The organism is Phytopseudomonas argentinensis, assembly GCF_900113905.1.
Lineage (GTDB): Bacteria > Pseudomonadota > Gammaproteobacteria > Pseudomonadales > Pseudomonadaceae > Aquipseudomonas > Aquipseudomonas argentinensis.
On sequence record NZ_FORC01000004.1, the window covers coordinates 379,203 to 392,709 of the forward strand.

Annotated in this window: 13 protein-coding genes; 7 read left to right on the top strand and 6 right to left on the bottom strand. The window is 64.2% G+C overall.

Going from position 1 to position 13,507, the window contains the following annotated elements:
* Positions 1 to 22: 22 nt before the first annotated feature.
* The 3 genes from BM154_RS19470 to BM154_RS19480 all read left to right on the top strand — a co-directional run bounded on the left by BM154_RS19470 (position 23) and on the right by BM154_RS19480 (position 3,430).
* Positions 23 to 1,978: an acetoacetate--CoA ligase gene (locus BM154_RS19470; protein ID WP_074888062.1), complete on the top strand. Its 1,956-nt coding sequence runs from the start codon at positions 23 to 25 to the stop codon at positions 1,976 to 1,978.
* Between the two features lie 146 nt (positions 1,979 to 2,124).
* On the top strand, positions 2,125 to 2,844 hold the full coding sequence (locus tag BM154_RS19475; RefSeq protein ID WP_074888065.1) for a substrate-binding periplasmic protein: 720 nt from the start codon (positions 2,125 to 2,127) through the stop codon (positions 2,842 to 2,844).
* A gap of 67 nt (positions 2,845 to 2,911) precedes the next feature.
* Positions 2,912 to 3,430: a thioredoxin family protein gene (locus tag BM154_RS19480; protein WP_074888068.1), complete on the top strand. Its 519-nt coding sequence runs from the start codon at positions 2,912 to 2,914 to the stop codon at positions 3,428 to 3,430.
* Here BM154_RS19480 and BM154_RS19485 read toward each other — a convergent pair.
* The gene (locus tag BM154_RS19485) at positions 3,427 to 4,035 is read right to left on the bottom strand and encodes a DJ-1/PfpI family protein (RefSeq protein ID WP_074888071.1); all 609 of its coding nucleotides are present in this window, start codon (positions 4,033 to 4,035) and stop codon (positions 3,427 to 3,429) included. The genes BM154_RS19480 and BM154_RS19485 overlap by 4 nt on opposite strands.
* 102 nt (positions 4,036 to 4,137) lie before the next feature.
* On the bottom strand, positions 4,138 to 5,355 hold the full coding sequence (locus BM154_RS19490) for a PilT/PilU family type 4a pilus ATPase (protein WP_208609462.1): 1,218 nt from the start codon (positions 5,353 to 5,355) through the stop codon (positions 4,138 to 4,140).
* 143 nt (positions 5,356 to 5,498) lie between these two features.
* On the opposite strand from BM154_RS19490, the gene BM154_RS19495 reads away from it, so the two are divergent.
* Positions 5,499 to 5,777 (top strand): peptidylprolyl isomerase, encoded by a 279-nt coding sequence (locus tag BM154_RS19495; RefSeq protein ID WP_074888076.1) that lies wholly within the window; start codon positions 5,499 to 5,501, stop codon positions 5,775 to 5,777.
* Positions 5,778 to 5,887: 110 nt separating this feature from the next.
* Positions 5,888 to 6,739, top strand: a complete 852-nt coding sequence (gene sseA, locus BM154_RS19500) for a 3-mercaptopyruvate sulfurtransferase (RefSeq protein ID WP_074888079.1) — start codon at positions 5,888 to 5,890, stop codon at positions 6,737 to 6,739.
* A gap of 246 nt (positions 6,740 to 6,985) precedes the next feature.
* Here the strand turns inward: sseA and BM154_RS19505 are convergent, their stop codons facing one another.
* From BM154_RS19505 to BM154_RS19520, 4 genes are all read right to left on the bottom strand, one after another.
* Positions 6,986 to 7,717 (bottom strand): ABC transporter ATP-binding protein, encoded by a 732-nt coding sequence (locus tag BM154_RS19505; RefSeq protein WP_074888081.1) that lies wholly within the window; start codon positions 7,715 to 7,717, stop codon positions 6,986 to 6,988.
* Positions 7,714 to 8,538, bottom strand: coding sequence for an ABC transporter permease (locus BM154_RS19510; protein WP_074888084.1), 825 nt, complete (start codon positions 8,536 to 8,538; stop codon positions 7,714 to 7,716). Before BM154_RS19510 ends, BM154_RS19505 begins: the two co-directional genes overlap by 4 nt.
* Positions 8,525 to 9,508, bottom strand: coding sequence for an aliphatic sulfonate ABC transporter substrate-binding protein (locus tag BM154_RS19515; RefSeq protein WP_074888088.1), 984 nt, complete (start codon positions 9,506 to 9,508; stop codon positions 8,525 to 8,527). The genes BM154_RS19510 and BM154_RS19515 overlap by 14 nt, the downstream gene beginning before the upstream one ends.
* 62 nt (positions 9,509 to 9,570) lie before the next feature.
* Complete coding sequence (locus BM154_RS19520) at positions 9,571 to 10,887, bottom strand: OprD family porin (RefSeq protein ID WP_074888090.1); 1,317 nt, start codon at positions 10,885 to 10,887, stop codon at positions 9,571 to 9,573.
* 370 nt (positions 10,888 to 11,257) lie between these two features.
* Here BM154_RS19520 and BM154_RS19525 point away from each other — a divergent pair, with 370 nt between their 5' ends.
* Entirely contained in the window at positions 11,258 to 12,220 is a 963-nt protein-coding gene (locus BM154_RS19525) for an aliphatic sulfonate ABC transporter substrate-binding protein (protein WP_074888093.1), read from the top strand.
* Positions 12,217 to 13,446, top strand: coding sequence for an acyl-CoA dehydrogenase family protein (locus BM154_RS19530; protein WP_074888095.1), 1,230 nt, complete (start codon positions 12,217 to 12,219; stop codon positions 13,444 to 13,446). Before BM154_RS19525 ends, BM154_RS19530 begins: the two co-directional genes overlap by 4 nt.
* Positions 13,447 to 13,507: the final 61 nt, after the last annotated feature.

The following is a 13,507-nucleotide window of genomic DNA, read 5'->3' on the forward strand; positions in this document are numbered from 1 at the left end:
TAAAAAGTAGTGAGGTAACAGCATGCAGCAAGCGCTTTGGACGCCCTCGGCAGAACGCATCGGCAGCACCCGAATGGACGCCTTCCGGCGCTTTGTGAACGAGCGTCACGGCCAGCAGCTGGCTGACTACCCGGCGCTGCACGCCTGGAGCGTGAGTGAGCGCGAGGCGTTCTGGCAGGCCATAGTCGAGGTCTTCGACATCCGCTTCGAGCAGGCGCCGCAGGCGGTGCTCGAAGAAGGCCCGGCGATGCCCAGCGCCCACTGGTTTCCCGGCGCTACCCTGAACTTCGCCGAGCATCTGCTGCGTCGCCGCGATGAGCACCCGGCCATCGTTGCCGTGGGCGAGGACGGCAGCCGTGAGCAACTCACCTATGCGCAACTGGCCACCCATGTCGCCGGCCTGCAGCGCAGCCTGCAGGCGGCCGGCGTGGATGTTGGCGACCGGGTCGCGGCCTTTATGCCCAACACCTGGCAAACCCTGGTCGGCATGCTCGCTACCGCGAGCCTGGGCGCCACCTGGTCGAGCTGCTCACCGGACTTCGGCACCCAGGGCGTGATCGACCGCTTTGGGCAGATCGAGCCCAAGGTGCTGATCGCCTGCGCCGGCTACCGCTACGCCGGCAAGAACCTAGACCTGACCGGCAAGCTCAACGAGATCCTCACCCACCTGCCAACCCTGCAGGAACTGGTGGTGGTGCCTTACGCCAACACCAGCTGCACGGCCGACGACTTCCAGACCGAGGCTAGGGTCGCCTGCTGGGAAGATTTCTACCAGGCCGAAGGCGAGCCAGCTTTCACGCCCGTGCCCTTCGAGCAACCGCTGTACATTCTCTACTCCAGCGGCACCACCGGCGTGCCCAAGTGCATCGTCCACGGCGCCGGCGGTACGCTGCTGCAACACGTCAAGGAGCTCGGCCTGCACAGCGACGTGACGGCCGAGGACACCCTGTTCTACTACACAACCTGCGGCTGGATGATGTGGAACTGGCTGGTTTCCGGCCTGGCCCTGGGCGCCACCCTGGTGCTATACGACGGCTCGCCATTCCATCCCGAGCCCACGCGGCTGATCGACCTGATCGATGCCGAGGACATCAGCGTGTTCGGCACCAGCGCCAAGTTTATCGCGGCCCTGGAAAAAGCCGATGCCAAGCCCCGCGAAACCCATAAACTGAGCCGCCTCAAGGCGATCCTCTCTACCGGCTCGCCCCTGGCCCACGAAAGCTTCGATTACGTGTACCGCGACATCAAGGCCGACGTCTGCCTGTCATCGATTTCCGGCGGCACCGATATCGTCTCGTGCTTCGCCCTCGGCAACCCGGTTTCGCCGGTGTACCGCGGCGAAATCCAGTGCAAGGGCCTGGGCATGGACGTGCAGGTGTGGGACGACGCCGGCAAAGCGGTGATCGGTGAGAAAGGTGAACTGGTCTGCGCGAAGCACTTCACCTCGATGCCGGTGGGCTTCTGGAACGATGCCGACGGCGAGAAGTTTCGCAGCGCCTATTTCGAGACCTTCCCGGGCATCTGGGCCCATGGCGACTACGCCGAGGAAACGCCCCATGGCGGGCTGATCATCCACGGCCGCTCGGACGCCGTGCTCAACCCCGGCGGCGTGCGCATCGGCACCGCCGAGATCTACCGCCAGGTGGAAAAGGTCGAGCAGGTACTGGAATCCATCGCCATCGGCCAGGAGTGGGACGGCGACGTGCGCGTGGTGCTGTTCGTGCGCCTACGCGACGGCGTGACGCTCGACGAGGCGTTGCAGAAGCAGATCTGCCAGGTGATCCGTGCCAACACCACACCGCGCCATGTGCCGGCGCGGATCGTCGCCGTCGCCGATATTCCGCGTACCATCAGCGGCAAGATCGTCGAGCTGGCGGTGCGCAACGTGGTGCATGGCCAGCCGGTCAAGAACACCGATGCCCTGGCCAACCCCCAGGCGCTGGAGCTGTTCCGCGACCTGCCTCAGCTGCGGCACTGACGCAGTCGGTCGCCTGGGGGCACACCCCGGGCGATGCGCCCCTCGCCCAGGCAGCCTGTCTGCTTTTGCCGGCCAATCAACAATGGTTCACAGATATCCTCCCGGCAGCTCCTATACTCCTGGCATAACGCCAAGGAACCTCCACGTTGCGCCTTCTCGCCTGCCTGCTGTCATTACTGTTGCTGCCCTGCTCGTTCGCTGCCGAGCCACCGACCATCCAGCTCTATCTGCCGGATGCCCCACCCTTGGCGCAGCATGGCGAGGATGGCCACGGCATCACTGGCGATGCCGCCATAATGGCCGTACAGCGGGCCGGCTATCGTGTGGCGGTGCAGAACGCGCCATGGGCCAGGGCCCAGAAACGCACTCAGGAAGCCCACGACGTGCTGATCGTGCCCTTGTCCAGAACCGCATTACGGGAAGACCACTACACCTGGGTCGCCAATATCCAGCCGCTGTCCCGCGCCTTCTTCACCCTCGACAATCCGGTTTCCAGCCTGGAGCAAGCGCGCCAGCGCTATCGCCTGGTAGCTGTCGGCCTGGGCACGGCGCAGGAAGAAATCCTCAGGCAGGCGGGTTTCAGCGATGACCAGCTGTATGCCCTGAAACTGGGCGACCGGCCGATCCAGCTGGTCAGGCGCGGCCGGGTGGATGCCTGGTTCACCACCGACCTGGAAGGCCGCCACCAGTGGGACAGCGGCCCGGAGCTGGCGATGAGCGCCCTGCTCGCACCGCTGGACATGTATATCGCCTGCTCGCTGCAGTGCGACCCCAAGCTGGTCGAATCCGTCCACGACGCCCTCGAAGGCATGCGCAGTGATGGCAGCCTGCAGCGCATCGTCGAACGCTACGTGCCAACGCGCTAGATCGACAGCGGTTGCCGCCCCCGCGCTTTTCTGCTGGACTGCGCCCTCACCCATTCGAGAAGTCAGCATGGCCAGCTATCAGGCACTCTTCGCCATTGGCGAGTCTTTCGAGTCGTTCATTCACCGCGGCCTGCCCGACGAAATTGCCGCGGTGGAGCGTGTTCAACAACTGCTGAACGCCAGCGATGCGTTCGACACCACGACCCTGCAACGGCTGCACGCTGTAACCGGGCGTTATCACCTGCTGGTGGCCGCAGAAATGTGGTGCCCCGACTGCCAACTCAATGTTACGGCAATGCACCGGATGCAAACCCTGCAGCCGCGTATCGATTTGTCGATCATCACCAAGGGCCGTGCCGAAGACGAATTGTTGGATCGCCTGGAGCTCGAGCGCATCCTGATACCGGTCGTCGCCGTGCTGGACGAGGGCTTCGAACTCATCGGTCGCTTTATCGAGCGCCCCCAGGCAGTCATCAACGGCGGCGAAGCGATCAAACCGGACTACCGCGCCGGCCGTTATCTGCAAAGCACCTTGACCGACCTGCTGGCAATCATCGAAGCCCACGAGAAACGCGATCAGGGTTAAGCGGTCGCCGGCAGATAAGGGCGGATCACATTCAGTGCCCGCTCGACGAATACCTCCTTTTCGCCCACGGGCGCCACGTAGTGCAGCACCTCGGCACTCACCTGTTCACCGGCGAGCCGAGTGATAGCCCAGGCAGCCAGGTACGGTGCAGCCAGGCAACCGCCCGCCGTCGCCAGGTTGCCACGGGCACAGAAGGGTTGGTTCAGCACCTCGACACCGGCCTCCACCACCCAGGGCTTGGTGGTCAGATCGGTACAGGCCGGCAGCGCCTGCAACAAACCCAGCTTGGCCATGAGCAGCGTTCCCGAGCATTGAGCGCCGATCAGCTGCCGGCATGGATCGAGCTGCAGACGCTCGAGGATGCTTTCGTCCTGGGCGACCTCGCGGGTCTTGATGCCGCTGCCGAAAAGCACCACATCCGCTTCGCGGGCGAACTCGAGCGGCTGCTGAGCCTCAACCCGCACGCCGTTCAAGGAGGTTACCTGGGCGCTCGGGCAGGTGATCTGCGCCTGCCAGCCCTGCTCGCGCAGGCGGTTGAACAGTGCACTGGCGATAAACGAATCGAGCTCGTTGAAACCATCGAATGTCAGTACGGCTACGCGCATGCCCTGCTCCAGAATTCTTGAACCTGGTGCAATCTAAGGTCATCCCGGCATGCGCGCCACGCACAGCGCCTCACGATTTCGCCCATACAGTGCTGGGCTCAATCAGATGCCGTGGCGGCCCGGATCCTCGGGTGGCGTATCGTCCTCGATATCTTCCAGCTTCAGCTCCAACCCCCAGTCTGCGGGCTCGGCCGGCTTGGGCGGGCGAACCTCGGCCACTGCAGCCGCTGGCTGGGCTGCGGGGGCCGGAACAGCTGGCGTCTCACGGTATAGCTTGAGCTTGAGACGCACGTTATTGGCCGAGTCGGCATTCTTGACCGCCTCCTCCTCGTCGATGGCGCCTTCGTTGACCAGGTCGATCAACGCCTGGTCGAAGGTCTGCATGCCGAGGTTCCTGGACTTCTCCATGATCTCCTTGATTTCGGAAAACTCGTTGCGCTTGATCAGGTCACGGATGGTCGGCGTGCCAAGCAGCACCTCGACCGCAGCACGGCGCTTGCCGTCGGCGGTCTTGACCAGGCGCTGGGACACGAAGGCCTTGAGGTTGTTGCCCAGGTCATTGAGCAATTGCGGGCGGCGGTCTTCGGGGAAGAAGTTGATGATGCGGTCCAGCGCCTGGTTGGCGTTGTTGGCGTGCAGGGTAGAAATCGCCAGGTGCCCGGTATCGGCAAACGCCAGGGCGTGCTCCATGGTCTCGCGGTCGCGGATCTCGCCGATCAGGATCACGTCCGGCGCCTGGCGCAGGGTGTTCTTCAGCGCCGCGTGGAAGCTGCGCGTGTCCACGCCGACCTCGCGCTGGTTGATGATCGACTTCTTGTGCCGGTGCACGTATTCCACCGGGTCCTCGATGGTGATGATGTGCCCGCCGCTGTTGCGGTTGCGGTAGTCGATCAGCGCGGCCAGCGAGGTCGACTTGCCCGAGCCGGTACCGCCGACGAACAGCACCAGGCCGCGTTTTTCCATCACCGTCTTGAGCAGCACCTCAGGCAGTTTCAGATCCTCGAAGCGTGGAATGTCGAGCTTGATGTTGCGCGCGACGATGGACACCTCGTTGCGCTGCTTGAAGATATTGATGCGGAAGCGCCCGACGCCATTGAGGGAGATCGCCAGGTTCATTTCCAGCTCGCGCTCGAACTCTTCGCGCTGGGCGCCATCCATCACCCCATCGGCGATTTCCGCCACGACCCCGGCCTTGAGCGGCTCGCTGCTCAACGCCTTGAGCACGCCGTTGAATTTGGCGCAGGGTGGCGCACCGGTCGATAGGTACAGGTCCGAGCCATCCTGGCTGGAGAGTATTTTCAGCATTGCGTGAAGATCCATGGGCAGCGTTCCCGTCGACTGAAGCTATTACGTTAGCCAAGATTCACTAAAGACAAAGGCCCGCACAGGCCACATAAATGACGCCATTTAGCTGGCGCCGCAAATACTGGCACAATACGCGCCCGATAAATGAGGAACCTGTCATGGCAAAGGCAATGGCCCGCCACATCCTGGTCAAGACCGAAGCGGAAGCCGCTGCCCTGAAAAAGCGCATCGCTGGCGGCGAAGCCTTCGAGGTGCTGGCGCGCAAGCACTCCACCTGCCCATCGGGCAAGAAAGGCGGTGACCTCGGCGAGGTGCGACCCGGACAGATGGTGCGGGTCATCGACCAGGTGATCTTCAAGAAGCCGCTGCGCGAAGTGCACGGGCCGATCAAGAGCCAGTTCGGCTATCACCTGGTGCAGGTGTTCTTTCGCGATTGATCGCGTTCTATGCATAGGCACAATCGGTTTGTTACAGCCGGTCGCCAAGGGCTGCGCTGCGGTCATCAAGCTGGCAGGATGAACGCCAACGCTGCGAAAGGAGATCAAGCATGACTTTTGGACCTCTGGTAACAACCGACTGGCTCGCCCGCGAAGGCAACGCCACCGATCTGGTGCTGTTCGACGCCAGCACCTACCTGCCCAACGAGGCGAAGAATGGCCGCGAGGAATACCTCAAGGCGCATATTCCCGGCGCCCGCTTCTTCGATATCGAAACCTTTTCCGATCCCGACACCCCGCTGCCGCACACTCTCCCTTCCCAGGGCCGCTTTGCGCGGCTGGCGGGCGCCGAAGGCGTGGGCAACGATACCCGCGTGGTGGTCTACGACCAGAAAGGGCTGTTCTCCGCCGCCCGCGCCTGGTGGCTGTTTCGCTATTTCGGTCACCAGAAGGTGGCGGTACTAGACGGCGGTCTGCCCAAGTGGCTGGCCGAGCAGCGCGCCACCGAAGCCGGCGAGCCCGCTGCCACGGGCGAGCGCAGCTTTCAGGTCAACGTTCATGCCCGCAAGGTACGTGGCCTGGGCGATGTGCTGGAAGCGATCGAGCGCGACGACACGCTGATCCTCGACGCCCGCGCTGCCAACCGCTTTGACGGCAGCACCGCCGAGGCGCGCCCGGGTGTCGCCTCCGGGCATATCCCCGGCAGCCAGAACCTGCCCTTTAGCCGCCTGCTGCGCAGCGACCATACCCTGCAGCCAGCGGAGACCCTGCGTACCCTGTTCAGCGCCGCGGGTGTCGATGGCAAGAAGCCGGTGATCACCAGCTGCGGCAGCGGCGTTACCGCAACGGTACTGCTGCTTGGCCTGGAGGTGGCCGGGCTGCCGGAAGGCGCCCTGTACGACGGTTCCTGGACCGAATGGGGCAGCCGCGCCGATACGCCGAAAGCTACCGGCGTGGTGTGACACACCAGCGCCCGCCTCCAACGCGGGCGCTTAGCGCCTGCTTATGATCTTCATGCCGGGCCTTATTTATTTTGACTGCAACGCGGCGATACCAGCCGTTCGCGATCGTGGGAGGGGCTTTAGCCGCGAGCTCTTTGTTTGCCTTGATAAAAAACTCGGGGCTAAAGCCCCTCCCACGAGTTTGCTGGATGTCTGCTCTTGCCTTGTTGCACGTACGCATTGCCGAGAAAGATCGTTCACGGGCGCTTATAGCGCGTGGGATTGATACAGCTCGGTCAGCGCCTCACCGCGCAGCTGCGCCAGTTGGGGCGAGCGGCGATCACGGGGACGCGCCAGCGGCACCGCCAGTTCGCGCTGCAACCGACTGGGCGTACCGCCGAGAATCAGCACCCGATCACTCAGGTAGAACGCCTCGTCCAGGTCGTGAGTGACCAGCAGTACGGCGATCCCGTAGCGGACCGCCAGGTCGGCAACCAGATCCTGCAGTTTCATCCGCGTGAAGGCATCCACGGCGCTGAACGGCTCGTCGAGCAACAACACCCGAGGTTTGCCGTACAGCGCCCGGGCGATGGCCACGCGCTGCGCCTGGCCACCGGACAGCTGCTTGGACAAGGCATCGCCGCGCCCCTGCAGGCCGACGTCACGCAGCAACTGTTGCACCCATTTGTCCTCGGCGCTCCAGCCATCGGCAAAACCGACGTTCTGCGCCACACTCAGCCAGGGCATCAGCCGCGGCTCCTGAAACACCACACCAATGCCATTGCCAGCTACGCGCTCGAGCTGAGGGTCGAGTTGCACACCGCCCTGGTAGTCGCGATCCAGCCCCGCCGCGATGCGCAGCAAAGTGCTCTTGCCACAGCCGCTGGGACCCAGCAGGCTGACGATCTCGCCAGGGGCCAGCCCACAGCTGACCTCATCGAGCACCAGGGTGGCACCGAAGGCTTTGCTGACCCGTCGCAGTTCGATCAATCCACTCATGGCTTGTCTCCACCGTAGTTGTCGCGCCAGATCAGCGCCCGGGTTTCCAACGCCTTGAGCAGGCTGTCGCTCAGCTTGCCCATCACGGCCAGAGTGGCAATGGCCACCAGTACCAGATCGGGGCGCGAAACCTCACGGCCATCGGTCAGCAAGTAGCCGATGCCTTCGGTCGCGGCCAGCAACTCGGCCGCGACCACACACAGCCAGGCCATCGACAGCCCTGCACGCAAGCCGGTGAACAGGTACGGCTGCGCGGCCGGCACGAAGATCCGGCGGATGGTCGCCAGGCGCGAAAGCTTGCACAGCTCGCCCACTTCGACCAGTTTGCGGTCGACGTTACGGACACCGGCCACCAGGTTGAGGTACACCGGAAAGAACGAGCCAATGGCGATCAGGGTGACTTTCGATGACTCGTCGATGCCCAGCCAGATCAGCAAGAGCGGTACCCAGGCCAACCCCGGAACCGCCCGCAGCGCCTGGAAGGTCGGATCGAGATAAGCCTCCAGACGGCGGCTCAGCCCGACCAGCGAACCGAGTATCAGGGCCAGCGAAGCGCCAATGGCGAAACCCGCCAAAACGCGCAAGGTGCTGGCCAGGATATGCGTCCACAGCGGGCCGTCAGCCAGTTCCCAGAGGGTGATCGCCAGCTCGCTGGGCGCGGGCATCAGGTATGCGGGTATCCAGCCGATGCGCACCACCGACTCGAGCACCGCCAGCAGCGTCAGTGGCAGCAACCAGCCGCGCAGGCTCGACGAGCCAGGGAGCCGGCTGCGCCATACGACGCCCGGCTGGGTCTGAGGCAGACTCTCAGCGCGGTTCATCGCTGGCCTCGACGACTTGCTTGGCGATCCGGGCGTCGATCAGGCTGGCCAGTGCCGCCTCGCTATCGGCATTGCGGCGCAGCACACCATCGGCAACCAGCAGCGGGATGACCGGTTTGATCGCCTCCAGATGACGCTGGCCTGGCAGCGGCTTGCTGAAATCGTAGCGGCCCAGTTGCAGGCGAATCACCTCGACCGGAAGCTGGGTTTCCCCGGCGATCAGTTGCGCCGCCTCTTGCGGGTTGGCGACTATCCAGCGCCGCGCACGCTCGTAGGCCGTGACCACCGTGGCCACGGCTTGCGGCTGTTCGCTGAGAAAGCGCTCCTGGGTATTGAGAAAGGCGCCGAGACCGAACGCAGGGTTTTCGTAGATGAAGCGTGCGCCGGCCAGTTGCGCGCCAGCCATGTGCGGGTCGAGCCCCGCCCAGCCATCCACCCGGCCCTGTTCCAGCGCGGTGCGCCCCTCGGGGTGCTGCAGGTGGACGATCTTCACGTCGCCTGGCTCGAGCTTTTCAGCCGCCAGGGCGCGCAGCAGGAAGAAGTATGGGTCGGTGCCCTTGGTGGCGGCGATCTGCTTGCCGCGCAGGTCATGCAATGTCCGGTAGGGCGAATCGGCCTGCACCAGGATGGCGCTGGGCACGTACCAGAGGTAGCTGTAGACGGCCTTGACCGGCTGGCCGTTGGCACGACTGACAAAGGCCGAGATGCTGGAGGTGAGCGCAAAATTCGACGCGCCGCTGTTGAGAAACTCCAGCGAGTTGTTGCTGCCCCGGGACAGCACCCAGCGCACCTCGGTACCCGATGGCGCGAAGTCTTTTTCCAGCCAGCCGTTGTGCTTGATCACCAGGCTTTCCGGCGAATAGAAGGCGTAGTCCAGGCGCACTTCCTTGAGCGGCGCAGCCTGCACAGCAACCGGCAACCAGGCGGCAAACAGGGCGGCGAGCCCGACGCGCAAAGCGGTTTTTTTCATGTTCTTGTTCCTTATGAACGACGCGGGCGGACCGTCCACCAGCTCATCGCAATTGCGGGCGGTTAGAGAAGCGTCAGGGTGTAGCTCAGGATCAGGCGATTCTCATCGGCATCGGTGGCCACGTTGCCGCGCTGGGTGGCATTGCGCCAGGACACGCCCAGGCCCTTGAGCGGCCCGTCGAGCAGCGTGTAATCCAGGCGCAGGTCACGCTCCCACTCCTCGAGGTCACCACTGGAGGAGTCGACGTTGTCACCCTTGAGGTAGGCGACGCTGGCCTTCAGGCCCGGCACGCCGAGCTTGGCGAAGTCGTAGGCGTATTCGGCAACCCAGGTGCGCTCGCCGGCGCTGGCGAACTTGCCGATCTGCCGGTCGGTGATCAGGTAGGAGGAGGAGCCGCCTCCCTGGTTGAGGAACGGAAAGGCGCTGTCGCCTTCGACCTGCTGGTAACCCAGGCCGGCGGAATGGCCACCCAGGGTGTAGGTGAACAACGCGCTCCAGGTCTGGTTGTCGACCTCGCCAGTGGTCACGCCGTTGCCGTAGTAGCCGGTGCTGGTGTAACCCTGGGCGCGGCCCGCCGCGCTGCCATTCTTGCCGTCGGAATTGCTGTCGAAGTAACGCAGGTCGCTCTTCAGCGAGCCTGACCCGATGGCCCAGTTGTGCACCAGCCCAAGGAAGTGCTGTTTGTAGAAGTCTTCCAGATTGCCGTAGTAGTACTGCAGCGTCAGGTCCTTGGTGGCCTTCCAGTCGCCGCCGGCGAAGTAGAACGTGTTGGTGTCCGCCTCGCCCGAGGCGCCAGCGATACGCAGGGCGATGTCGTCGGTTGAGCTGCGGGTCTTGGTGCTTTCCAACTGGCCGGCTGTGAGCGTCAGGCCATCGATTTCGCTGGAGGTGATCTGCCCACCCTGGAAGGTCTGTGGCAGCAGACGGCCATCGTTGAAGGTCACCACCGGCAGCTTGGGCTGCAGGGTGCCGATACGCGCTTCGGTCTTCGACACACGCAGCTTGGCGGTCACGCCGGCCTTGCTGTAGTCGTCCACCGCGCTGCCGTCGCTATCGAGTGGGAACAGCTGGCCTGGGGTGCGATCACGGCCGGCCTTGCCCGCCCTGCCGCCGGAATCGAGCTTCACGCCGAGCAGGCCGATGGCATCGACGCCGAAGCCGACGGTGCCCTGGGTGAACCCGGAGGCGTAGTTGAAAATGAAACCCTGCCCCCACTCCTGCGCCTCGCCATTGTTGTTGGCGGTGTTCTTGGTGTTCAGGTCGTAGTAGAAATTGCGCAGGCCGATGCTGGCCTTGCTGTCTTCGATGAAGCCGGCGGCGCTCGCTTCGCTGGCCAGGGCGGCGAGGGATACGGCCAGCGCCAGGGTGGATTTGTTCATGTTCGATGCTCCAGTGCAGGGGTTCTGTTATGAACGGGCACGGCACAGGGGCTCGACGGTCGCCGACATGAAGACGTTGGCAGTGAGCCCCTGATTCGGGCCCGATGCGGTGGTCCGCTGTCGGCTGGTGGCTAATCTACGAGAGCAACGATAATCCCTAAAAAGAATTATTTTTCACTTTGTAGTAACTATTTTGCATATGCATGCAATGAGGACTGTCGACCTAAGCTAAGTACAAAAAATTATTTACCAACCGTTTTTTATATCGATTAGCTTCTCTCTACCGGACCACCGGACTTCTCAAGCTCATTCATGAAGTACGTGTGACCGTCCCTGCATGGCCGTCACGCGTTTTTGTCGAGGCCCAGCCATGTCATTGCCGCGCTCTCTGCACCGCCCGTTCCTCGCTTTATTCCTGAGTCTCGGTCTGGCCACCGCGCCGCTGTCTCAGGCAGCTGAACAGCTGCGTATCGGTTATCAGAAGTCGTCGACGCTGATCAGCCTGCTCAAACAACAGGGCAGCCTGGAAAAGACCCTGGCCGCCCAGGACATCACCGTCAGCTGGCACGAATTTCCCAGCGGCCAACCGCTGCTCGAAGCCCTCAACGTCGGCAATATCGACCTCTCGGCCGACGTCGCCGATACCGTACCGGTGTTCGCCCAGGCCGCCGGTGCCGACCTCGCCTACTTCGCCCAGGAAGCGCCCTCGCCCCATGCCCAGGCCATCGTGGTGCGCGAGGATTCGCCGATCAAAACCCTGGCCGACCTCAAAGGCAAGAAAGTCGCCGTCACCAAGGCTGCCGGCGTTCACTACCTGCTGATTGCCGCATTGGCCAAGGCAGGCCTCAAGTTCAGCGACATCGAGCCGGCCTACCTGACGCCCGCTGACGGCCGCGCGGCCTTCGAGAACCGCAAGGTCGATGCCTGGGTGACCTGGGAGCCCTTTATCAGCGGTGCTCAGCAACAATTGCCCACCCGTATCCTCGCCGACGGCGAAGGTCTGGCCGACTACCAGCGCTATTACCTGAGCAGCGCCGCCTTCGCCAAGGCGCATCCGCAGGTGTTGCAGAGCGTGTTCAGCGAACTGGTGAAAGCCGGTGACTGGCTGCGCGCCAACCCGCGCCAGGCGGCCGAAATCCTCGGCCCGCTGTGGGGCAATCTCGACCCCGCGGTGGTCGAGCAAGCCAATGCCAAACGCAGCTACCAGGTTCGCCTGGTGCAACCGGGCAGCCTGGCCGAACAACAGAAAATCGCCGATGCCTTCTTTGCCGCGGGCCTGCTGCCCAAGGCCGTCGATGCCAGCAAGGTCACTCTCTGGAGCCCCGCGAAATGAGCAGCGAAGCCCGCCTCCATTTGGCCCACCCGGAACAACCACTGTTCGCCGCGCATCTGTTCCCGGCCGATTTCGGCAGCCGCAGCGCCACGGTCGAGCGCCTGGCCCGGCAGTTGGCAGCCAGCGCCGTGGAGCGCGACAAGGCCGGCGGCAGCGCACCGGCCGAGCGCCAATTGCTGCGCGGCAGCGGCCTGCTGACCCTCGCCGTGCCGCAGCAATTTGGTGGCCAAGGCGCAGCCTGGCCGGAGATCTACCGCATCGTGCGCCACCTGGCCGCGGCCGACAGTTCGCTGGCCCACCTGTTCGCCTTCCAGCATCTGCAGGTGGCGACCATCCAGCTGTTCGGCAGCCCCGAGCAGCAGCGCTACTGGCTGACCCGTACCGTGCAGGAAAACTGGTTCTGGGGTAACGCCACCAATGGCCGCGACACCGGCCTGGCGCTGAGCCCGCGCGAGGAGCACTTCGAACTCAACGGCAGCAAATCCTTCTGCTCCGGTGCATTGGGCGCCGATGCGCTGGTGATCAGCGCACCACGCGGCAATCGCCCAGACGACCGGGTGTTCATCGTGCTGCCGGGCGGGCGCGACGGCTTGAGCGTGAACAGTGACTGGGACGGCTTCGGCCAGCGCCAGACCGACAGCGGTACCGTGCAGTTCGAGCAGGTGTTCGTCGACAGCAGCGAGCTGCTTGGCCCGGTCGGCCCCAGCCCGCGCACCACCCTGCGCGCCTGCCTGTCGCAGCTGATCCTCACCCAGTTGTACCTGGGCAACGCCCAGGGCGCGCTCGATGCGGCGCTGCGCTACACCCGCGAGCAAAGCCGCGCCTGGCCGGCTTCCGGTGTGGCCAGAGCCAGCGACGACCCGTTCATCCAGCAGCGTTATGGCGATCTCTGGCTGCGTTATCGCGCCGCCGTGCCATTGGCCGAACATGCGGCCGTGCGCCTGCAGGGTGCCTGGGAGAAGTCGGCGCTGACCGCCGCCGAACGCGCCGAGGTCGCCCTGGCAATCAGCGAAGCCAAGGTGGTGGCGGTACGCGCCGCCCTGGATATCACCAGCCAGATCTTCGAAAACATGGGCGCCCGCGCCACCAGCTCGCGCTACGGCTTCGACCGTTTCTGGCGCAACGTGCGGGTGCACAGCCTGCACGACCCCGTCGACTACAAGGTGCGCGACCTCGGTCACTGGCTGCTCAGCGGCCAGGGCCCGCAAGCCTCGCTGTACAGCTGATCGCGCCCCGTAAAACAAACACCATTCGCCACCGGACCACCGGAGCCTCGATTGCCCGCCG